Annotated in this window: 20 protein-coding genes; 11 read left to right on the top strand and 9 right to left on the bottom strand. The window is 73.0% G+C overall.

What is annotated here, in order from left to right:
• Positions 1–7: 7 nt before the first annotated feature.
• Both cutA and IF655_RS09010 read right to left on the bottom strand, forming a co-directional pair.
• Positions 8–331: a divalent-cation tolerance protein CutA gene (gene cutA / locus IF655_RS09015; RefSeq protein ID WP_199583582.1), complete on the bottom strand. Its 324-nt coding sequence runs from the start codon at positions 329–331 to the stop codon at positions 8–10.
• A 57-nt stretch (positions 332–388) separates the two neighbouring features.
• Complete coding sequence (locus tag IF655_RS09010) at positions 389–934, bottom strand: DoxX family protein (RefSeq protein WP_199583581.1); 546 nt, start codon at positions 932–934, stop codon at positions 389–391.
• Positions 935–1,192: 258 nt separating this feature from the next.
• Between IF655_RS09010 and IF655_RS09005 the strand changes: the two genes are divergently transcribed.
• The 5 genes from IF655_RS09005 (at position 1,193) to IF655_RS08985 (ending at position 7,104) form a co-directional block, all read left to right on the top strand.
• Entirely contained in the window at positions 1,193–2,479 is a 1,287-nt protein-coding gene (locus tag IF655_RS09005; RefSeq protein WP_307814891.1) for a serine hydrolase, read from the top strand.
• Between the two features lie 125 nt (positions 2,480–2,604).
• Positions 2,605–4,005 carry a multidrug effflux MFS transporter gene (locus IF655_RS09000; protein ID WP_242488627.1) on the top strand — a complete coding sequence of 467 codons (1,401 nt, stop codon included), beginning with the start codon at positions 2,605–2,607 and terminating at the stop codon, positions 4,003–4,005.
• Entirely contained in the window at positions 4,002–5,132 is a 1,131-nt protein-coding gene (locus IF655_RS08995; RefSeq protein WP_199583790.1) for a serine hydrolase, read from the top strand. The genes IF655_RS09000 and IF655_RS08995 overlap by 4 nt, the downstream gene beginning before the upstream one ends.
• A gap of 45 nt (positions 5,133–5,177) precedes the next feature.
• On the top strand, positions 5,178–6,170 hold the full coding sequence (locus tag IF655_RS08990; RefSeq protein ID WP_199583580.1) for a small ribosomal subunit Rsm22 family protein: 993 nt from the start codon (positions 5,178–5,180) through the stop codon (positions 6,168–6,170).
• A 190-nt stretch (positions 6,171–6,360) separates the two neighbouring features.
• Positions 6,361–7,104, top strand: coding sequence for a bifunctional DNA primase/polymerase (locus IF655_RS08985; RefSeq protein WP_199583579.1), 744 nt, complete (start codon positions 6,361–6,363; stop codon positions 7,102–7,104).
• Between the two features lie 20 nt (positions 7,105–7,124).
• Here the strand turns inward: IF655_RS08985 and IF655_RS08980 are convergent, their stop codons facing one another.
• From IF655_RS08980 to efeO, 4 genes are read right to left on the bottom strand one after another with little or no spacing between them, the layout of a single operon-like run.
• Positions 7,125–8,108 carry a hypothetical protein gene (locus IF655_RS08980; protein ID WP_199583578.1) on the bottom strand — a complete coding sequence of 328 codons (984 nt, stop codon included), beginning with the start codon at positions 8,106–8,108 and terminating at the stop codon, positions 7,125–7,127.
• A 32-nt stretch (positions 8,109–8,140) separates the two neighbouring features.
• Positions 8,141–8,989, bottom strand: coding sequence for an iron uptake transporter permease EfeU (gene efeU, locus IF655_RS08975; protein WP_199583577.1), 849 nt, complete (start codon positions 8,987–8,989; stop codon positions 8,141–8,143).
• A gap of 3 nt (positions 8,990–8,992) precedes the next feature.
• Positions 8,993–10,252 (bottom strand): iron uptake transporter deferrochelatase/peroxidase subunit, encoded by a 1,260-nt coding sequence (efeB, locus tag IF655_RS08970; RefSeq protein WP_199583576.1) that lies wholly within the window; start codon positions 10,250–10,252, stop codon positions 8,993–8,995.
• A gap of 23 nt (positions 10,253–10,275) precedes the next feature.
• Positions 10,276–11,412: an iron uptake system protein EfeO gene (gene efeO, locus IF655_RS08965; RefSeq protein WP_199583575.1), complete on the bottom strand. Its 1,137-nt coding sequence runs from the start codon at positions 11,410–11,412 to the stop codon at positions 10,276–10,278.
• Between the two features lie 213 nt (positions 11,413–11,625).
• Between efeO and IF655_RS08960 the strand changes: the two genes are divergently transcribed.
• Entirely contained in the window at positions 11,626–12,270 is a 645-nt protein-coding gene (locus tag IF655_RS08960; protein WP_199583574.1) for a PhzF family phenazine biosynthesis protein, read from the top strand.
• 18 nt (positions 12,271–12,288) lie between these two features.
• Here the strand turns inward: IF655_RS08960 and map are convergent, their stop codons facing one another.
• Positions 12,289–13,146: a type I methionyl aminopeptidase gene (gene map, locus IF655_RS08955; protein WP_199583573.1), complete on the bottom strand. Its 858-nt coding sequence runs from the start codon at positions 13,144–13,146 to the stop codon at positions 12,289–12,291.
• A 58-nt stretch (positions 13,147–13,204) separates the two neighbouring features.
• Here map and IF655_RS08950 point away from each other — a divergent pair, with 58 nt between their 5' ends.
• Entirely contained in the window at positions 13,205–13,438 is a 234-nt protein-coding gene (locus tag IF655_RS08950) for a hypothetical protein (protein ID WP_199583572.1), read from the top strand.
• 117 nt (positions 13,439–13,555) lie between these two features.
• Here IF655_RS08950 and IF655_RS08945 read toward each other — a convergent pair whose 3' ends face one another.
• The gene (locus IF655_RS08945; RefSeq protein WP_199583571.1) at positions 13,556–14,152 is read right to left on the bottom strand and encodes a hypothetical protein; all 597 of its coding nucleotides are present in this window, start codon (positions 14,150–14,152) and stop codon (positions 13,556–13,558) included.
• 115 nt (positions 14,153–14,267) lie between these two features.
• Between IF655_RS08945 and npdG the strand changes: the two genes are divergently transcribed.
• Entirely contained in the window at positions 14,268–14,993 is a 726-nt protein-coding gene (gene npdG, locus IF655_RS08940) for an NADPH-dependent F420 reductase (RefSeq protein WP_199583570.1), read from the top strand.
• A 75-nt stretch (positions 14,994–15,068) separates the two neighbouring features.
• Complete coding sequence (locus IF655_RS08935) at positions 15,069–15,254, top strand: hypothetical protein (RefSeq protein WP_199583569.1); 186 nt, start codon at positions 15,069–15,071, stop codon at positions 15,252–15,254.
• Here the strand turns inward: IF655_RS08935 and IF655_RS08930 are convergent.
• A complete protein-coding gene (locus IF655_RS08930) occupies positions 15,244–16,041 on the bottom strand; it encodes a site-2 protease family protein (RefSeq protein WP_199583568.1) in 798 nt (265 codons plus the stop codon). The two genes, IF655_RS08935 and IF655_RS08930, sit on opposite strands and share 11 nt — an antisense overlap.
• Before the next feature lie 155 nt (positions 16,042–16,196).
• Between IF655_RS08930 and IF655_RS08925 the strand changes: the two genes are divergently transcribed.
• On the top strand, positions 16,197–16,679 hold the full coding sequence (locus tag IF655_RS08925; RefSeq protein ID WP_199583567.1) for a DUF6578 domain-containing protein: 483 nt from the start codon (positions 16,197–16,199) through the stop codon (positions 16,677–16,679).
• Positions 16,676–19,954, top strand: coding sequence for a BTAD domain-containing putative transcriptional regulator (locus IF655_RS08920; protein WP_199583566.1), 3,279 nt, complete (start codon positions 16,676–16,678; stop codon positions 19,952–19,954). Before IF655_RS08925 ends, IF655_RS08920 begins: the two co-directional genes overlap by 4 nt.
• The last annotated feature ends 2 nt before the right edge of the window (positions 19,955–19,956 follow it).

Raw genomic sequence — 19,956 nt, 5'->3', positions numbered from 1 at the left:
ACCCCGCTCACCCCTCCCCCGACTCCTCGCTCACCCACGCCAGATACGCCTCGCTGCCCCGTACGACGGGGGTCGCGATGATCTCCGGGGTGTCGTAGTCGTGGGTGGCCCGGAGGTAGGACTCCAGGGCGTCGTAGCGGTCGGTGGTCGTTTTGAAGTGGATGCGCCATTCGTGCTCGGAGCGGATCTCGCCGTCCCAGCGGTAGACGCTGGTGACCGGGCCGTCGATCTGGGCGCAGGCGGCGAGGCGGTGCTCGATCGCGCCGGTGGCCAGGGTGTGGGCCTTGTCGGGGGCGTCGGTGGTGGTCAGGACGGTGAGGTGCTCGGCCACGGGTGCGTCTCCTTCGTACGGTCTCCGGGGACCGTATCCGGAGCGACCGGGTGGCGGTCACTCCTCGAAGAGCATCTCCTGCTCCACCGTCACGCTCTCGCGAAGCCGCTTGTTGCGGGCGCCGATCACCGCGGCGGTGGCGGCGGCCGTGACGCCGAGGGCGGCCGGGACCATCCAGCCGCGGTCGAGGACGTGGTCGAGCGCGTGGTCGAGGGAGAGGCGGCCGGGGCCGGTGACGGCGAGACCGGTGGCGGAGAGACCGAGGCTGGCGGCGTACTCGTAGCCGCCGCCCTGGGCGAAGAAGCCGTTGGGGACGTGGACCGCCGCCGCCCCGGCCATCGCGCCCGCCGCCGCCGCGCCCGCCGCCGGGGTCGCGAGACCGAGCGCGAGCAGGACGCCGCCGCCCGCCTCCGCGAGGCCCGCCATCGTCGCGCTGCGCCGCCCCGGCGCGAAGCCCACGGACTCCATGAACTGGCCCGTGCCCTCCAGACCGTGCCCGCCGAACCAGCCGAACAGCTTCTGCGCGCCGTGCGCCGCCAGCACCCCGCCCGTGCCGAGACGGAGCAGCAACAGGCCAATGTCGCGTCGGTCGTAACAGCCCATGAGACTCTCCTACGGGTTCCGCGTGGCTACCACCGTTTCCACCGTCGCAGCCCCCCGTGCGCCGGGCGCGCCGGGGCGGGCGTTCGGGTGGAGGGAGGGCGGATGGAGGGTGGAGAGAGACGCGGGGGCGCCGGGTGGAGAACGTGGTGCCGGTGTGACGGCGGTGCGCCGGGCCGATCTTCATAAGAGAGCAAATTCCTGGGCCGGAACCCACCTCCCGGAGGGAAACGGCTGTTCGAGGCGGTGTACGGTCCCGGGGTGCGTGAATGTTCCCGGCTCAGCCGACGTGCCGTCCTCGGGCTCACTGCGGCCGCCCTCCCCGTTTCCCTGAGCGTCTCCCCGGGCGCAGCCCCCGCCTACGCCGCCGAGACCACCGGTGTGGTCGGCGGCGAGCAGCTCGCCCGCAAGGGCGTCCAGGTGCGCGGCGCCACCGGAGTGCCCAAGAAGCTCACCGCCCGCGCGTGGCTCGTCGCCGACGCCGACAGCGGGGAGATCATCGCCTCGTACAACGCGCACCGGCACCTCGCCCCCGCCTCCACCCTGAAGATGCTGTTCGCGGACACGGTGCTGAAGAAGTTCGACCGCGCCCAGCGCTACAAGGTCACCGACGCCGACCTCGCCGACATCCCGGCCGGTTCCAGCCTTGTCGGCATCAAGCCCGGCATCACCTACACCGTCGAGCAGCTCTGGCAGGGCGTCTTCCTGCGCTCCGGCAACGACGCGGTGCACGTGCTCGCCCACATGAACGGCGGCGTCGCGAAGACCGTCGCCGAGATGCAGGAGCGCGCGGAGTATCTGCACGCCCTCGACACCCATGTCGTCAGCCCCGACGGCTTCGACCACAAGGGGCAGATCTCCTCGGCTTACGACCTCACGCTCTTCGCCCGCCAGGGTCTGAAGGACGCCGACTTCCGCGGGTACTGCGGCACGCGCACCGCCGACTTCCCGGCGGGCGGCAAGAAGACCTTCCAGATCCAGAACACCGACCGCCTGCTCACCGGCGCGTGGGGGCTGACCCCGTACGACGGTCTGATAGGCGTCAAGAACGGCTACACCAGTCACGCGGGCAACACCTTCACCGGCGCCGCCACCCGGCGCGGACGCACCCTGCTCGTCACCGTCATGCACCCCGCCGAGGGCAGCAACGCCGTCTACGAGCAGACCGCCGCGCTCCTCGACTGGGGCTTCACGCACGGCGGTTCGGCCCGCGCGATCGGCACGCTCGTCGAACCCGGCGTCCCCGCGACCTCCCGCCCCGCGCCCGCGGGCGGCAAAGCTCCGGCAGCCGCCCACGCCTCCGCCGCGGGCGCCAGGGGTCCCTCCGGCGTACGCATCACCGAGGGCGCGGCGCTCACCGCGCTGCTGGTCGGCGGCGGCACGTGGGCCGCCCTTCGCCGCCGCCGCGGTCGTACGGCTCCGCCGGTGGACGGGACGGGTACGCCCGCGTCCGCCCCGGCTTCCGCGCCCGCGCCGAGGGAGTCGCCGGAGACGGCGGAAACGACGGGCACGACGGGCACGGACGTCGGCGGCCGCCACCGCCGCTGAGCCCCTGCCGGGGGTTCCGCCCCCAGGACCCCCGACCTCCGTCTCCTGAGCCACGACCCCGACCCCCCGGTTCCTGAGAACATGGAGGGTCTCCGGGGTCGCCCGGGAGTCCGAGGAGGGGACGTATGACCGAGCACATGGCGGCGCCGGAGCTGCGGCACGCCTCCGACAGGACCGCGCTGGTCGGGGGAGGGCGAGGGAGCCGGATGCTGGTCACCTTCCTGCTCGGCGCGCTGACCGCGACCACGCCGCTGGCGATGGACATGTACCTCCCGTCGCTGCCGGAGGTCACCCGCGCGCTGCACGCGCCCGCCGCGAGTGTGCAGCTCACGCTGACCGCGTGCCTGGCGGGGATGGCGCTCGGGCAACTGGTCGTCGGGCCGATGAGCGACCGGTGGGGGCGGCGCCGTCCGCTGCTGACCGGGCTCGCGGTGTACCTCGTCGCCACCGCGCTGTGCGCGTTCGCGCCCGACGTGGGGACACTGGTCGCCTTCCGGCTGGCGCAGGGACTCGCGGGCGCCGCCGGGATCGTCATCGCGCGGGCGGTCGTACGGGATCTCTACGACGGCGTCGCGATGGCCCGCTTCTTCTCCACCCTGATGCTGATATCGGGTACCGCGCCGATCGTCGCCCCGCTGATCGGCGGGCAGATCCTGCGGTTCACGGACTGGCGGGGCGTGTTCGTCGTGCTGACCGGCATCGGGGTCGTCCTCACCGCGCTGGTGTGGTGGCGGCTGCCCGAGACGCTGGCGCCCGCCGACCGGCACCGGGGCGGGGTGGGGGAGTCCCTGCGGACGATGCGCGGGCTCCTCGCCGACCTGCCCTTCACCGGGTACATGCTCGCGGGCGGCTTCGCCTTCGCCGCGCTGTTCGCGTACGTCTCCGCCTCGCCCTTCGTCGTCCAGGAGGTCTACGGCGCCTCCCCGCAGACCTTCAGCCTGCTCTTCGGGCTCAACTCGGTGGGGCTGGTGGCAGCCGGGCAGATCAACGGCAAGCTGCTGGTCGGCAGGGTCCGCCTGGACCGGGTCTTCGCCTGCGGACTCGCGGTGATCGTGCTCGCCGCGACCGCGCTGCTGCTGATGTCCACCGGGGTCTTCGGACGGGTGGGTCTCGCGCCCGTCGCCGCCGCGCTCTTCACGCTGATGTCCGCGATGGGCTTCACCCTGCCCAACGCCCAGTCCCTCGCCCTGCTGCGCACCCGGCACGCGGCGGGCTCCGGCTCGGCGCTGCTCGGCACGTCCTCGTTCCTCATCGGCGCGGTGGCGTCTCCGCTGGTCGGGATCGCGGGGGAGCGGACGGCGGTGCCGATGGCGGTCGTGCAGTTGGCGGGGGCGCTGGTCGCCGCCGCGTGCTTCATGGGACTGGTCCGACCGCGGCGGACGGCCGAGGCGAAGCTCACGGAGCCGACACTCACCGAGCCGAAGCTCACGGAGGCACAGCTCACCGAGCCGATGCTCACCGACCCCAGCCTCCCCGAGGTCACAGCCGCCGACCCGACCGCGCGCCCGAAGGGAGCGGAGAGCTGAGCACCCCGAGACTGCGCACCGGCACCCCCGAGCGAGCCGGGCTCGACCCCGCCGAACTCGCGCTCCTCGAAGCCGAGTTGCGCACCTTCACCGAGGGACCGCACCCCTGGGCCGCCGGTGCCGTCGCGGTGGCCGGGCGCGGTCCGGTGATCGCGGTGGCCGAGGCGACGGGCTGGGCGGTGCGCTACGCCTCGTACGACCCCGACGCCGACGCCGGTGTCGAACTCCCGCCCGCCGCACGGGTTCCGGCGACCGTGGACACGCCCTTCGACCTCGCCTCGCTCACCAAGCTGTTCACCTCCGTCGCCGCCGTGCAGCAGATCGAGCGCGGCACGCTCGGGATCGACGCCCGGATCGGCGCGTATCTCCCGGAGTTCACCGGCGTCGCCGAACACGGCGTGACCGTACGGCAGTTGCTCACCCACACCTCCGGGCTGCGCCCCGAACTCCCGCTGTACGACTGCCCGAACGCCGCCGTGCGGATGGACCTGCTGCGCGCCGAGGCGCCGAGCGCGGAGCCCGGTCGGCATCTCTACTCCGACCTCAACATGATCCTGCTCCAGTTCGTCCTGGAGCGGATCACCGGGCGCCGTCTGGACACCCTGATCGCGGACGGCATCACCCGCCCGCTCGGCATGACCGCGACCCGCTTCGGACCGTGCCCCGGCGCCGCCGCCACCGAGGACCAGCGGCGCCCGTGGGCGAAGGCGGACCGGGGGATGCTGCGGGGCGTCGTGCACGACGAGAACGCCTGGGCGCTCGGCGGTGTCGCGGGTCACGCGGGGCTCTTCTCCACCGCCCCCGACCTCGCCGTCTTCTGCCGCACCCTCCTCGCGGGCGGCGGCTACGGCACCGCCCGCGTCCTCGGTCCCGACTTCGTGGAACTCCTGCTCACCGCCCCAGGGCTGGGCTTCGCCGTGGACCAGCCCTGGTCCATGGGCGAACTCTCCGGCCGGGGCGCCGCGGGGCACACCGGCTTCACCGGTACCTCCCTGGTCCTGGACCCCGCCACCGACACCTACCTCGTCCTGCTGGCCAACACGGTCCACCCCGTCCGCCGCCCACCCGCCAACGCCCCCCGCGCGAGCCTCGCCACCCACCTCTCCCGCGCGGTCCGCGACGCCTGACCCGAGGCAGCCCACCGCCCTGCCACCACCTGCGACAATCGACAGGTGAACGCCCCCTCCTCCCCAGCCGACACCCTCCGCGCCACCCTCGCCGGGGTGCTCGACGGGCTGCCGCCGCGGCAGGCGACCGCGGCCGTCGAGCGGTTGATCGCCAACTACCGGGGGGACACCCCGACGAACGCGCCGATCCTGCGGGACCGCGCCGACGTGGCCGCCTACGCGGCGTACCGGATGCCCGCGACCTTCGAGGCCGTGCGTTCGGCGCTGGGCGCGTTCGCGGACGCGGTGCCGGAGTGGGTGCCCGGGAGCCATGTGGACATCGGCGGCGGGACGGGCGCCGCGACCTGGGCGGTCGCCGCCACCTGGGACGGCACCCGACCGGTCACCGTGCTGGACTGGGCCGAGCCCGCGCTCGCGCTCGGGCGGGAGATCGCCGCCGCCCACCCCGGTCTGGCCGGGGCGCGCTGGGAGCGGGCGCGGATCGGCGCCGCGCTCGACCTCGCCGACACCGACCTGATCACCGTGTCGTACGTGCTCAACGAGCTGTTGGAGACCGACCGCGCGGCTCTCGTCGACGCCGCCGCGGGCGCCGCGCGGTCCGTGGTGATCGTGGAGGCGGGCACCCCGGCCGGGTACGAGCGGATCATCGAGGCGCGCGACCGGCTGATCGCCGCCGGGTTCCGTATCGCCGCGCCCTGTCCGCACAGCGCCCCCTGCCCGATCGTGCCCGGCACCGACTGGTGCCACTTCTCCGCCCGGGTCAGCCGCTCCTCGCTGCACCGGCAGGTCAAGGGCGGCTCCCTGGCGTACGAGGACGAGAAGTTCAGCTACGTCGCCGCCACCAGACTCCCCGCCGAACCCGCCCTCAACCGCGTCGTCCGGCGCCCCCAGATCCGCAAGGGTCAGGTGCTGCTCGACCTGTGCGAGGCGGACGACCGCCTCGGCCGTACGACGGTCACCAAGCGGCACGGCGAGCTGTACAAGGCAGCCCGCGACGCCGAGTGGGGCGACGCCTGGCCCCCGTACGACCCCACCTGACGCGCGCGCCTGCCCCGTCCCTGCGACCCGCCCGGCAAACCTCGCAATCAGTGGGTGAAAGCGGCTAAACCACCTCGATTGTGAGGTATGTCTCGCCGGATTCCTTCGCATACGCGCTCCGGTCCCCCGGGGAGCAGGAAGATGGGACGATGAGACATGCTGTCCGCACCACAGCGATGCGAGGGGATAGATGAGCGCGACGTTCGGCGGCCGGTCCGGTCGGCAGGGCAAGATCTCCCAGTGGCTGCGCGGACGCCGACCCAAGGAGACGTCCGCCGACGACAGCCGTGAGGCGCTGCTGCTCGCCGCCGCCGCTGCCGGACTGCCCCTCGCCCCCGCCGCGCACCCCGCCCCGGGCTACGGCTGTTCCTGCGACCGCGTCGGCTGTCCGACCCCAGGACGCCACCCGGTCTCCTTCGCCTGGCAGACCCAGTCGACCACCGACCGCGCCCAGATCGAGCGCTGGGTCCGCGACCAGCCCGACGCCAACTTCGTCACCGCCACCGGCATGGTCCACGACGTCCTCGACGTCCCCCTCGCCGCCGGACGCGAAGCCCTCGACCGGCTGCTCTCCACCGGCGTCGAGGTCGGTCCCGTCGCCGAGAGCGACGACGGCAGGATGCTGTTCTTCACCCTCACCCGGGGCACCCCCGAGGACGAGGACGAGTGGTGGCCCTGCGAACTGGACTGCCACCCCGAGACCATGGACGAACACCCCGGAATGCGCTGGCACTGCCGGGGCTCCTACGTCCTGATGCCCCCCGCCCGCCTCCCCGGCGGCGACGGCGACCGCCAGGTCCGCTGGGTACGCGGTCCCGAGCACCCGCTCCCCGAGCCGCTGACCCTCCTGGAGGCGCTGACCGACGCCTGCGCCCGGCACGCGGGCACGGAGGAGTCCGACCACTCCACCGGCGCCTGGCCGCTACGGCACTGAGCCCTGGTCGCACACGACGGCTACGCGCCCCGCGCCGACGTCAGCCCCTGCACCCGCCCCAGCACCGACACCCGCCCGCTCCCGGCCGGGACCAGCGCGGTCTCGTTGGAGACGAACTCCATCGTCAGGGACTGCTTGACCTCGCCCTTGGTCAGCGCGCGCACGTCCTGGTTGGGCACCGGCACCGAGGTGCCCGCGGCGGCGGTCTGCTTCTCGTAGTACCGCGAGGCGAAGAAGACCAGCGCGCCGCCGTCCTCGGTGCGCAGCGCGAGCGGCGCGTAGGCGCCCCGGTCCAGCGTCTCGTCGATGTACTGCCGCACCAGCCCCGGCTTGCGCGCCTGCTGCTGCCGCAGGGTGCGCAGCCCGCTGGTGCTCGGACCGTTCGCGAAGCTCGTCCCGCCGCTCTTCAGATACGCGGCGTACTTGTCGCTCAGCTCGCCCGGCGGCAGGGCGAGCCCGGTGGCGTCGGCGGGCACCGCCTCCGCGAAACCGTCCGCGTCCGTCCTGAACTTCGGTACGGCGCCCGGCGCGAGCACGGTCAGATACGCCACCTGCCAGGGCGCGCCCATCGACTGACGGGTGAACACCAGCAGCCAGCGCGCCGAGCCGCCCTTGTTGCCGAGGGCGTCCGCGACGAACCAGCGCGGCCAGCCCGGCTTCTTCGGGATCGTGAACTTCGCGTCCGTCAGCTTCAGCGGGGTGTGCGCGGGGTTGCCGTCCGGATGGTTGGCGTGCCCCGCGCGCAGCCTGGCCGAGTCGATGTCGGCGAGGGCGCCGGTGACATGGTCCTCGTCCAGGGAGCTGTCGTAGGCGCGGTCCGCCTTGTTGTACGCCTCGGTGAACCGGGCGAGCGCCTGCGCGGCGTCGGTACGGGTGGCCGCGGGGATCATCGCGCGTTCGCCGTGCACCACCACGCAGCCGCTCGCCGTCAGCGACACCGCCGCGGTCAGCGCGCCCGCTATGACGGCTTTCCGTCCCCGGCGCCGAACCCGATTCCTGCCCATGAGTAGCGCTCACCCCTTCCCGGAGGCGAACCCTACCGGGAGGTGCTCTCCGCCCGCTCGCGCCCGCGCGGCTTCGCCGTGACGCGCGGGTCGAGCAGGAACAGGGTCAGCACCGGGACCAGGTAGAGCAGCCAGACCGTGAGCTGCACGACCGTCGGGTCCGGCTGGAAGTTGAGCACGCCCTTGAGCAGGGTGCCGTACCAACTGTCCGGCGGGATGACGCCGCTGATGTCGAAGGCGAGGTGGGTGAGGCCCGGGACGATGCCCGCCTCCTGGAGGTCGTGGAAGCCGTACGCCAGCACGCCCGCCGCGACCACCACCAGCATCCCGCCGGTCCAGGTGAAGAACTTCGCGAGGTTGATGCGCAGCGCGCCCCGGTAGAACAGCCAGCCGAGCAGCACCGCCGTCGCGAGACCGAGCGCGACGCCGATCAGCGGGCGCGGAGTGCCGTCGCTCGCCGCGTGCACCGACGCCCACACGAACAGCGCGGTCTCCAGACCCTCGCGACCCACGGCGAGGAACGCGGTGGCGACCAGCGCCCCGGTGCCCATGGCGAGAGCCGCGTCCAGCCGCCCGTGCAGCTCGCTCTTCAGGTGCCGGGCGGTGCGCCGCATCCAGAACACCATCCACGTCACGAGCCCGACCGCGATGATGGACAGCGAGCCGCCGAGCCCCTCCTGCGCCTTGAACGTCAGCTCCTGGGAGCCGAATTCGAGGGCGCAGCCGAAACCCATCGCGAGCAGGATCGCCACACCGATGCCGAGCCAGATCGGCTTCAGCGCGTCCCGGCGACCGGTCTTGACCAGATAGGCGATCAGGATGCAGACGACGAGCGACGCCTCAAGTCCTTCGCGCAGACCGATCAGATAGTTGGAGAACACGGACTACGCCTCCTCGGAGAACAGCGTCCGGCCCCACCAGTCGGCGGAGTCCCGGACGCCGGGCGGGATCGCGAAGACCGCCGAACCCACGTGCTGGATGTACTCGTTGAGCGCGTCCTGCGCCGACAGCCGGCGCTGGAGCGGGATGAACCCCTCGCGCACGTCACGCTGGTAGGCCAGGAAGAACAGCCCCGCGTCCAGGCGACCGAGCCCGTCGGTGCCGTCGGTGAAGGAGTAGCCCCGGCGCAGGATGGTGACCCCGTGGTTGGAGTCCGGGTGGGCCAGGCGCACATGGGCGTCCGGCTTCATCGCCTTCAGGAACGGCGCGTCGTGCTCCTTCGCCTTGCCGACCGGGGCGCCCTCGCGCTTGTCCCGGCCGAACACGTCCTCCTGCTCCTGGAGCGAAGTGCGGTCCCAGGTCTCGATGTTCATCCGGATGCGCCGCGCGACCAGATACGAACCCCCGGTCATCCAGGCGGACTTGGCGTCCCCGTCCGAGGCGTCCACCCACACGTGCTTCTTCAGCCGGGCGGTCTCGGTGCCCGCGATGTTGCGGGTGCCGTCCTTGAACCCCATGAGGTTGCGGGGCGTCTGGACGTCCGGGGTGGTCGAGGAGGTCTTGCCGAAGCCGAGCTGCGACCAGCGCACCGCGACCTTGCCGAAGCCGATGCGGGCCAGGTTGCGGATCGCGTGCACGGCGACCTGCGGATCGTCCGCGCACGCCTGCACACAGAGGTCGCCCCCGGTGCGGGACTTCTCCAGGTTGTCGCCCGGGAACTTCGGCAGGTCCGCGAGCGCGGCCGGGCGCCGGTCGGTGAGACCGAACCGCTCGAAGAGCGAGGGACCGAAGCCGATCGTCAGGGTGAGCCGCGAGGGCTTCAGCCCCAGCGCCTCACCGGTGTCGTCCGGCGGCGCCTCGGCGAGCCCGCCGTAGGCGCCCTCGCCGACCGCCCTGCCCGCCGTCATCCGGCGCGCCGCCGCGGTCCAGTCCTTCAGCAGCCGGACGAACTCGGCGCGGTCCTCGGTCTTCACGTCGAACGCGGCGAAGTGCAGCCGGTCCTGCACCGCAGTGGCGATGCCCGCCTGGTGCGCGCCGTGGAAGGCGACCGCGCCGCCGGTGTCGGCGGACGCCAGACCCAGATGGTCGTCCGCCCCGGTCAGCGCCATCGTGCCGCCTGCGGCGGCGGCGCCGAGCGCCAGCCCGGCACCGCTCCAGCCGATCAGCGCGCGCCGCGAGGGGCCGCTCCGCTCGCTCTCGGTCATCACCGACTCCCGTACCTTCGCTGCTACTTGACGACCGCGGCGGCGAGCTTCGACAGCGGCTCCGCGAGTGCGTTGACCGCGTCGGACAGCTCCTTACGCTGCGCCTTGGTGACCTTGTCGTAGGAGACGAAGTCGTAGGACGCCTTGTCCGCGCGGTACTTGTCCAGCAGCTTGTCCAACGCGCCGAACTGCTTGTCCAGTTCGGCGGTGAGCGCCGGGTCGTTCTTCGCGGCGCCCGGCTTCAGCAGCTCGTACGCCTGCTGCGCGCCCTCCACGTTCGCCTTGAAGTCCACCAGGTCGGTGTGGGAGTAGCGGTCCTCCTCACCGGTGATCTTGCCGGTGGCGACCTCGTCGAGGAGTTCCTTGGCGCCGTTGGCCATCGAGGTCGGGGTGATCTCGGCCTTGCCGACGCGCTTCTGCCAGTCGGTGAGGTCGGTGACCAGCTCGGTGGCGAGCTTCTTGTCCGCCGCGGTGATCTTCTTGTCCTGCCAGAGGGACTTCTCCAGCTTGTGCCAGCCGGTCCACTTCTGGCCGTCCTCCAGCCCGTCGGCGCGGGTGTCCACCTTCGGGTCGATGTCACCGAAGGACTCCGCGACCGGCTCGGTGCGCTCCCAGCCCAGGCGGGAGGGCGCGTAAGCCTTCTTCGCGGCGGCGAGGTCACCTGCCTGGATCGCCTTGGCGAAGGTCTCGACGCGGGGGATCGTCTGGTCCGCCTGGTCCTGGGCGTACTGGCGGTAGCCCGCGACGGCCTTGTCCAGCGCCGGGTTGCGCTTGGCGGTCGCACCGGAGCCGGTCACCGCCAGCTTCTGCCGGACGCCGTGGCCCCGCATGCCCGGGCGGCACGCGATCTCGTAGGCGCCCGCCTTCACCTCGGCGGTGAGCGTGTACTTGGTGCCCGGGCCGATGTTCTCCTTCTCGGAGACGATCCGGTCGTCCGGGAAGAGGATCTCGACCTCGGTGGCCCGCGAGCCCTTGTTCTCGATCTTCAGGGTGACCTGACCCGCCGGGACGGACTTCGTGGAGGTCTCGCACGTGGAGTCGGCGGCGGTGACCTGGATGGCGTCGCCGTCCTTGGCGTCGCTCTTGGCCGTGCAGGCCGACAGGGCGGTCAGCGCGGCGGCCGCGGTGGCGGCGATCGCGATCGGACGGACGGCTCGCATACGGGCTCCATGCGGTCAGGGCGGCACAAACCCGCCCATTCGGTTTGGTGAGGCTTGCCTAACTTACCCGAGCCTTAGTCCGGCCGTAACCGCCCGGTACGGCATTCGAACCGCACGAAAAGATCACAGACACGACTTGATGTCGGCACCCCAAAGACGGCGCCAAGGGCGGGCAAAGAGCACCCCAAGCGGTCGCGGTGCTTCAATGCGCGGGTGACTGACTACGACGTTCTCCGCGTCTTCTGCGGACCCACCGGCGGCTACGGCAACGAACTCGGTGTCGTCCGCAACGGCTCGCTGGTGCCCGAGCGTGACGACCGGCAGGAGCTCGCCGCCAAACTCGGCTTCAGCGAGACCGTGTTCGTGGACGACCCCGAGCGCGGAGTGATCGACATCTACACCCCCACCTCCCGGCTGCCCTTCGCCGGCCACCCCTGCGTCGGCACCGCCTGGCTGCTCGACGTGCCCGAACTGGTCACGCCCGCCGGGGAGGTGGGCACCCGGCTCGACGGCGAGTTCACCTGGATCGAGGCGCGCGCGGAGTGGGCTCCGCCGCGCACCCTGCGCCAGTACGCGAGCGCCGCCGAGGTCGACGCCCTTCAGGTGCCGCCGCCGGGCGAATGGATCTACGCCTGGGCGTGGGAGGACGAGGCGGCGGGACGGGTGCGCGCCCGCGCCTTCCCCGGGCGGAACGACGGCATCGACGAGGACGAGGCGACCGGCGCGGCCGCCCTCCTCCTCACCGACCGGCTCGGCCGGGCGCTCAACATCACCCAGGGCGCGGGCTCCCAGCTCCTCACCGCACCCCAGCCGCACGGCTGGGTGGAGGTCGGCGGCAGGGTCGTACTGGAGCGCTGAGCCGCCCCTCTGCGGTTCTTACGGCAGCGTGAGGATGTCCGCCCCGCTGTCCGTCACCACCAGCGTGTGCTCGAACTGGGCCGTGCGCCTGCGGTCCTTGGTCACCACGGTCCAGCCGTCGTCCCACATGTCGTACTCGTGGGTGCCGAGCGTCAGCATCGGCTCGATGGTGAAGGTCATGCCCGGCTGGATCACGGTGGTGGCGTGCGGGGAGTCGTAGTGCGGGACGATCAGCCCGGAGTGGAACGACGAGTTGATGCCGTGCCCGGTGAAGTCCCGCACCACGCCGTAGCCGAAGCGCTTGGCGTAGGACTCGATGACCCGGCCGATGATGTTGATCTGGCGGCCGGGCTTCACCGCCTTGATGGCGCGGTTCAGCGCCTCACGGGTGCGCTCGACCAGCAGGCGGGACTCGTCGTCCACCTCGCCGACGAGGTAGGTGGCGTTGTTGTCGCCGTGCACCCCGCCGATGTACGCGGTCACGTCCAGGTTGACGATGTCGCCGTCCCTGAGGACCGTCGAGTCCGGGATGCCGTGGCAGATGACCTCGTTGACCGAGGTGCACAGGGACTTGGGGAAGCCCCGGTAGCCCAGAGTCGACGGATAGGCGCCGTGGTCGCACATGTAGTCGTGCGCGACCTTGTCCAGCTCGTCCGTGGTGACGCCGGGGGCGATGATCTTCGCCGCCTCCTCCATCGCCCGGGCGGCGATCCGGCCGGCGCGGCGCATCGCCTCGATCGTCTCGGGCGTCTGCACCTCCGGACCGGTGTACGGCGTGGGCGCGGGCTTTCCGACGTACTCGGGACGCCGGATGTTTCCGGGCACCGAACGGGTGGGAGACAGCTCCCCTGGTACGAGCAGCGACTGGCCAGACATGCCAGCGAGTCTAACCAGCGGGCATGGGGGAACATGTGTGTGGCGAGAGGAGCCGTTGATGTCCGTGTTCAAGAAGCGCACCCAGGGCAAGCCGGGCGAGTGGTACTACTGCCTGGAGCACAAGAAGGTCGAGGAGGGCCCCGACTGCCCCGGCAAGGACCGCTTCGGCCCGTACGCCACGCCGGAAGCGGCCCGGCACGCCATGGAGACCGCCCACGAGCGCAACGAGGAGTGGGAGAAGGACCCCCGCTGGCAGGACGCCCCCTCCGGCGAGGACGGCGACACGGCCTGACGGCGCGCCCGTATCCCTGCCCGACCGCCCCGGTGGCAGCGCGCGTGAGCGCCTGCGCCGGGGCGGCGGCGTTTCCGGGCGCTCTCCCGGGTACGGCGAGCTGCCGGACCCGGCGTCCTACCAGGGCGCCGCGGGCGGCGCCGTCAAAATCTCCGCGAGCCGCGACAGCCGGTCCCTGAAACCCCGCCGCGCCCTCGGCGGTCCCGCGTTCTCGCCCGCCGCCGCGCTCACCAGGTGCTGCACGCTGTCCAGGTCCAGCTCGGCGCCCTCGGGGACCGCCAGCACGTCGTGCGCCATCGCGGCCAGCTCGCCGTCCCCCGCGCCGAGCGCCAGCACGGTCACCCCGGCGCGCCGGGCGGTGTGGACCCGCTCCAGCAGCGCCGCCGGTTCGTCCGGCGCCACCACCAGCAGGGTCTCGCCCCGGCGCGCCTCCGCGATCCTGCCCGGGCCGACCGCCAGATGCGCGGGGTCGGAGGGGCGGGCGTGGTGGCGTACCAGGGTGGGAGCCAGCTCCGGGGTGCCCGACCAGGCAGCCTCGTCCACCAGATGAGCCGCCAGATGCCAGGGCTCGTACTCCGGCGTCCCGGCGAGCAGCAGCCCGCCGCCGTGCGCCGTCACCGAGCCGCGCAGCACCCCCGCGAACCGGCGGGTGGCGCCCAACCACTCCGTCCCGGCGAGCACTTCGCGCAGCAGCGCGACCCGTACGGCGTCCATGCGCCCGCATCCTGCCTCAACCGGTCCCGTTCGTCCCGCAGTTCACTTCAGGTTCGCCCGAACCGAGGACTCACCCGCGCGGGTGCGCGAGGGCGCGCGGACGTAGAGTCGGGCCATGACCACCAGCGACAGCGCACAGACCGCCGCCTCCACCCCCGCGAAGGCTCCGGCCAAGGACCCCTGGGACCTGCCCGACGTCTCCGGCCTGGTCGTCGGCGTCATCGGCGGCACCGGCCCGCAGGGCAAGGGGCTCGCGTACCGCCTCGCCAAGGCGGGGCAGAAGGTGATCGTCGGCTCCCGCTCCGCCGAGCGCGCCCACACCGCCGCCGAGGAACTGGGCCACGGCGTCGAGGGCGCCGACAACGCCGAGACCGCGCGCCGCAGCGACGTCGTGATCGTCGCCGTGCCGTGGGACGGTCACGCCGACACCCTGAAGTCGCTCCGCGAGGACCTCGCGGGCAAGCTCGTCGTGGACTGCGTCAACCCGCTCGGCTTCGACAAGCAGGGCGCCTACGCGCTCACGCCCGAGGAGGGCAGCGCCGCCCAGCAGGCCGAGGCGCTGCTCCCGGACTCCCGGGTCACCGCCGCCTTCCACCACCTGTCCGCCGTCCTCCTGGAGGACCCGGAGATCGACGAGATCAACACCGATGTCATGGTCCTCGGCGACAAGCGCGCCGACACCGACATCGTGCAGGCGCTCGCCGGGCGCATCCCCGGGATGCGCGGTGTCTTCGCCGGGCGGCTGCGCAACGCCCACCAGGTGGAGGGGCTCGTCGCGAACCTGATCTCCACCAACCGCCGCTACAAGGCGCACGCCGGGCTGCGCGTCACCGACGTGTGACACCGGCGCCGGGCGGGGGCGGTCCATGGGGGACACTGGTGCGCGTAGCAGTGTCCCCCGACAGGAGCCGGTCCCATGCCCCGCATCGCCCTCGTCACCCTCGCCGTCTGCGTCCTCTCCCTGGCCGCGGCCGTCGTCTCGTTCGTCCAGGGGAGCTGGCTGGGGATCGTCTGGGTGCTGCTCGCGGGGCTGACCTCCAACATGAGCTGGTTCTACTTCAAGCGGAGCCGGGGCGCCGCCACCAAGTCCGTCACGGGCTGACGGCGCACGTCGGCGTGCCGCTCCAGAAGCGGTAGAGCCAGTAGCCGCAGTCGGAGAACCCGTCGCTCACACCCAGGACGCGCAGCACCCCGTAGACCAGGTCGAAGAACGCCGCGTTGACCGACGGCACCCACAGCAGCGCGAAGACCAGCAGCATGCCGAACTGGGCGAACGTCTCCAGTTGCCGCTTGACCCCGTACGGCAGCCAGGGCTCGATCACGCCGTAGCCGTCCAGACCCGGAACGGGCAGGAAGTTCAGGATCGCCGCGCTCACCGGGAGCAGGACCAGGAACGCCAGCGCGTACCGGAAGTCGCGCGGCACACTGCCCGCCGCGCCCAGCCAGAACGGCGCCGCGCACACCAGCGCGAACGCCACGTTCGTCAGCGGACCCGCCGCCGAGATCAGGCTGTGCCGCCAGCGCCCCCGGATCCTGCCGCGCTCGATGAACACCGCGCCGCCGGGCAGACCGATCCCGCCCGCGATCACGAACAGCACCGGCAGCACGATGCTCAGCAGCGCGTGCGTGTACTTCAGCGGGTTCAGCGTCAGATAGCCCTTGGCGCCGATGGAGAGGTCCCCGCCGTGCAGCGCGGTGCGCGCGTGCGCGTACTCGTGCAGGCAGAGCGAGACCACCCAGGCAGCCGTCACGAACAGGAACACCGCGAGCCCCGGCTGCGCGGCGAACCCGGTCCAGGTCGCCCAGCCGGTCACCGCCGCCACGGCCAGGATTCCGACGAAGACGGGACTGACCCGGCGGTCGGCGGGGCGGGTCGCTGCGGTGGTCATGGGCGGCTCCTGAAGAGTGCGTTCCGGGCGAAGCGGTACGGATCGGGCGGGGCGGGGCGCGGATCGCGCGGACGGTCGGGTGCCCGACCGTACCCGGCCGGGACTCGCCGGGAAAACGCCTCGCCACCGGCTCCCGGTTCCGCGAGGCTGGGGGGATGGCACGGATGAAGGTCTTCTACGAGGACTGGCAGATGGGGTGCTGCGGCGACCCCTTCTCCGTCGGTGACCGGGTCGGCTGGAATCTCGTCCCCGTCAAGAAGTCCGAAGACCCGGGCGGGGTGTACGGCGCCGGTGCCTGGGTGGAGAACCACGGCGGGCGCGGTCCGGCGACCGAGGGCGTGGTCCGCGCGGTCGAGCTGGTGCGCGCGGCGTACGAGTTCCGCCCGGAGGAGTCGCCCACCCACCGCCCGGTGCCCGGGTCCTGGAGCCTGGAGGCGGTGGACACCTGCCCCAAGTGGTTCGAGGGCGACACCTTCGAGTCCGGCACCGAGGGGCGCGGCGCCGAGAAGTCCGGCACCCTGGTCCACCGGACCTGCGGCGCCCTCGTCACCCTGGAGGTCCCGGACGGGCCCGCCGCGCCCCTGCCCGCGGCATCCCGTGCCCGCCGCCGAACCAAGCGGTCCGACCGGAGACAATGAACCCCGTGCGCTATCGGCTTCTCGGCACCACCCAGGCTCTCCGCCCCGACGGCACGGCCGTCCCCGTCGGCGGGGCGCGGCTGCGTGCCCTGCTGACCGTGCTCGCGCTGCGGGCCGGGCGGACCGTACCCGCCGCCGTTCTCGTGGACGAGGTGTGGGGCGCCGATCCGCCCGCCGACGCCGCCGGAGCCCTCCAGGCGCTGATCGGACGCCTGCGCCGCGCCCTCGGCGCCGACACCATCGCCTCCGCCGACGGCGGCTACCGGCTCACCGCCGCCCCCGACGACGTCGACCTCACCCGCTTCGACCGGCTCACCGCCGACGGTCTGGGCGCCCTCGCCGACGGCGACCCCGCCAAGGCCGCCGGGATCCTCGACGACGCCCTCGCCCTCTGGCAGGGGCAGGTCGTCGCCGACCTGCCCGACCGCACCGCCGAAGCCGCCCGCTGGGAAGCCCGCCGCCTGGACGCCCTGCGCGCCCGGCACACCGCCGCCCTCGCCCTCGGCCAGGCGGAGCGCTCCCTGCCCGAGCTGGCCGCCCTGTGCGACAGCCACCCGCTGGACGAACCCCTCCAGGCGCTGCGCCTGCGCGCCCTGCGCGACGCCGGTCGCCCCGCCCAGGCGCTGGCCGCCTACGAGGACGTACGGCGGCTTCTCGCCGACCGGCTCGGCTCCGACCCCGGTCCTGAACTGCGCGCCCTGCACGCCGAGTTGCTCACCGAGGACGCCCCGGCGCCGCCGGGACCCGCCCCGGTCGCCGCCCCGCGCCCCGTGCCGGGCAACCTGCCCGCCCGGCTCACCTCCTTCGTCGGGCGCGAGAGCGACATCGCGGCCATCGGCGCCGACCTCGCCGCCTCCCGCCTGGTCACCCTGCTCGGCCCCGGCGGCGCGGGCAAGACCCGGCTCTCCCAGGAGGCGGCAGAGGCGGTCCGGGACACCGCCCGCGACGGGGTGTGGCTCGCCGAACTCGCCCCCGTGGACGAGCCCGAGGCGGTCCCTCAGGCGGTGCTCACCGCGATCGGTGCCCGCGAGACCGTACTGCACGGCGCGGGCGTCGAGGGCGCCCGCGCCGCCGCCGAGCGCTACGGCGACCCCGTCGAGCGCCTGGTGGAGCACTGCGCCCGGCGCCGGATGCTGATCATCCTCGACAACTGCGAGCACGTGGTGGACGCCGCCGCCCGGCTCGCCGAACGCCTCCTGGCCGCCTGCCCCGGTCTGACCGTGCTCGCCACCAGCCGCGAACCCCTGGGCGTACCGGGGGAGTTGGTGCGTCCGGTCGAACCGCTGCCGGAGCCGGTCGCGCTGCGCCTGTTCGGCCACCGGGGAGCCGCCGCCCGGCCCGGCTTCCGCGTCGAGGACGACGTCGAGGCGTGCGCCGAGATCTGCCGCCGTCTGGACGGTCTCCCGCTCGCGATCGAGCTGGCTGCCGCCCGGCTGCGCATGCTGACGCCTCGTCAGATCGCGGACCGGCTCGACGACCGCTTCCGCCTGCTCACCTCCGGCAGCCGTACCGTCCTGCCCCGCCAGCAGACCCTGCGCGCGGTGGTCGACTGGTCCTGGGAGCTGCTCGACGCGGACGAACGTGACGTCCTCGGCCGTCTGTCCGTCTTCGCGGGCGGCTGCGACCTCGCCGCCGCCGAAGCCGTCTGCGGACCCGTCGCCCTCGACGCGCTCGGCTCCCTGGTCGACAAGTCCCTGGTGGTGGCGACCCCTTCGGCCGACGGCGGGATGCGCTACCGGCTCCTGGAGACCGTCGCCGAGTACGCGGCGGAGCGCCTGGACGAGACGGGCGCCCGCCTCGCCGCCGAGCGCGCCCATCTGACGTACTACCGCGAACTCGCCCGCACCACCGACCCGTTGCTGCGCGGACCGCGCCAGCGCGAGGCCATCGAACGCTTCCAGACGGAGTACGAGAACCTGCGCACGGCGTTCCGGCACGCCATTGCCGTGCGGGACGAGCAGGAGGGGCTGAGCCTCGTGCTCTACCTCCTGTGGTACTGGCAGATGCGGGACCAGCGGATGGAGACCCGCGCCTGGTGCGAGGACCTCATGGCGCTCAGCCCCGACCCGTTCACGGAGTCCGCCGAGCCGGCCCGGCCGGTGTACCGGCGCTTCACGGAGACCCCGCCGCCGTTCACCGGGGAACTCCTCGCCGAGGCGCGGCGCGGGCTGCACCTCGCCCACATCGCCTGCGTCGACACCGACCCGACCGCCTGGCAGAACCCCGAACTGGAAGCCAGACTGCGCGTCGTCACCCGGGTGTACGAGCCGGGGCTGCCGCAGACCTGCCGCGCTCCGGGCATGCTGTGGTGGTTCGCGGAGCTGCTCACCAACGGGGGCAGGCGGCTGCCCGAGATCATCGACGCCTCCGTGCGCACCTGCCGGGAGACCCCGGGCTGGGACTGGGAACTGGCGAGCGCCCTCCAGATGCGCTCCAACCTGCTCTCCAACCGCACCGCCTGGGCGGGGGACGCCGCCCAGGACGCCGACGAGGCGCTGGAGATCTTCCGGCGCCTCGGGGACGCCTGGGGCACCGCCGAGGCGCTGTCCGCGCGCGGCGAGGCGCACGAGCGCAAGGGCCGGAGCCGCGAGGCGGCCGCCGACTACGAGGCGGCGATGGAGTACGCGGGCCGACTGGGCGCCCGTATGCAGATGACCGTCCTCGGCGCCCGCCTCGGCAACGTCCTCATCGAGGCGGGGGAGCGGGAGCGGGGCGAGCGGCTGCTGCGCGAAGCCATCGACGCCGAGGGCGTCACGCTCGACGAGTCGATGATGGTGGCCCGGATGTTCCTGGCCGTGTGGCTCGGGGTGTTCGGCGAGACGGCCGAGGCGCGGGAGCAACTCCGGGCGCTGCGCGAGGACTTCGCGCTGAGCCAGTTCCGGGTCTTCAACGCCATGATCCTCCTCCAGGAGGCGTGGCTGGACGCGGTGGACGGTCACGCCGAGCGGGCGCTGGAGCTGATCCGCCGCTCGTTCGAGACGGCCGACGATCCCCTGGTCGACGTCGTCGTCCCGCATCTGCCCAGCCTCAGCCTCACCATCGCCGCCCGGGCTCTGGCCATCACCGGCGAGGAGGACCGCGTGAAGGACGCCGCCCGCTGTATGGGCGCCTCCGTGGCCCTGCTGCCCCCGGGGCACATCCGCCCCGGCGCCGAGCAGTTGGCGTACGACCTCACCGAGGCGCGCGTCCGCGAGCACCTGGACGAGGCGGTCTACGAGGCGGCGTACGCCGAGGGCGGTGGCCTCTCCCTCGCGGAGGCCACCGCCCTGGTGTGAGG

It is taken from the genome of Streptomyces sp. DSM 110735 (assembly GCF_016482685.1).
Taxonomy (GTDB): domain Bacteria; phylum Actinomycetota; class Actinomycetes; order Streptomycetales; family Streptomycetaceae; genus Streptomyces.
Note: the sequence above shows the minus strand (reverse complement) of the source record. Positions and strands in the feature narration are given on the sequence as shown.

What these genes read in the sequence shown, in the direction of transcription:
- IF655_RS08920 (WP_199583566.1), top strand. Translation starts at nt 16,676, where the DNA reads ATGAACCCCGTGCGCTATCGGCTTCTCGGCACCACCCAGGCTCTCCGC.
- efeB (WP_199583576.1), bottom strand. Translation starts at nt 10,252, where the DNA reads ATGACCGAGAGCGAGCGGAGCGGCCCCTCGCGGCGCGCGCTGATCGGC.
- IF655_RS08925 (WP_199583567.1), top strand. Translation starts at nt 16,197, where the DNA reads ATGGCACGGATGAAGGTCTTCTACGAGGACTGGCAGATGGGGTGCTGC.
- IF655_RS09010 (WP_199583581.1), bottom strand. Translation starts at nt 934, where the DNA reads ATGGGCTGTTACGACCGACGCGACATTGGCCTGTTGCTGCTCCGTCTC.
- IF655_RS08980 (WP_199583578.1), bottom strand. Translation starts at nt 8,108, where the DNA reads ATGGGCAGGAATCGGGTTCGGCGCCGGGGACGGAAAGCCGTCATAGCG.
- npdG (WP_199583570.1), top strand. Translation starts at nt 14,268, where the DNA reads ATGACCACCAGCGACAGCGCACAGACCGCCGCCTCCACCCCCGCGAAG.
- IF655_RS08985 (WP_199583579.1), top strand. Translation starts at nt 6,361, where the DNA reads ATGAGCGCGACGTTCGGCGGCCGGTCCGGTCGGCAGGGCAAGATCTCC.
- IF655_RS08945 (WP_199583571.1), bottom strand. Translation starts at nt 14,152, where the DNA reads ATGGACGCCGTACGGGTCGCGCTGCTGCGCGAAGTGCTCGCCGGGACG.
- IF655_RS08930 (WP_199583568.1), bottom strand. Translation starts at nt 16,041, where the DNA reads ATGACCACCGCAGCGACCCGCCCCGCCGACCGCCGGGTCAGTCCCGTC.
- IF655_RS09000 (WP_242488627.1), top strand. Translation starts at nt 2,605, where the DNA reads ATGACCGAGCACATGGCGGCGCCGGAGCTGCGGCACGCCTCCGACAGG.
- IF655_RS08935 (WP_199583569.1), top strand. Translation starts at nt 15,069, where the DNA reads ATGCCCCGCATCGCCCTCGTCACCCTCGCCGTCTGCGTCCTCTCCCTG.
- IF655_RS08950 (WP_199583572.1), top strand. Translation starts at nt 13,205, where the DNA reads ATGTCCGTGTTCAAGAAGCGCACCCAGGGCAAGCCGGGCGAGTGGTAC.
- efeO (WP_199583575.1), bottom strand. Translation starts at nt 11,412, where the DNA reads ATGCGAGCCGTCCGTCCGATCGCGATCGCCGCCACCGCGGCCGCCGCG.
- map (WP_199583573.1), bottom strand. Translation starts at nt 13,146, where the DNA reads ATGTCTGGCCAGTCGCTGCTCGTACCAGGGGAGCTGTCTCCCACCCGT.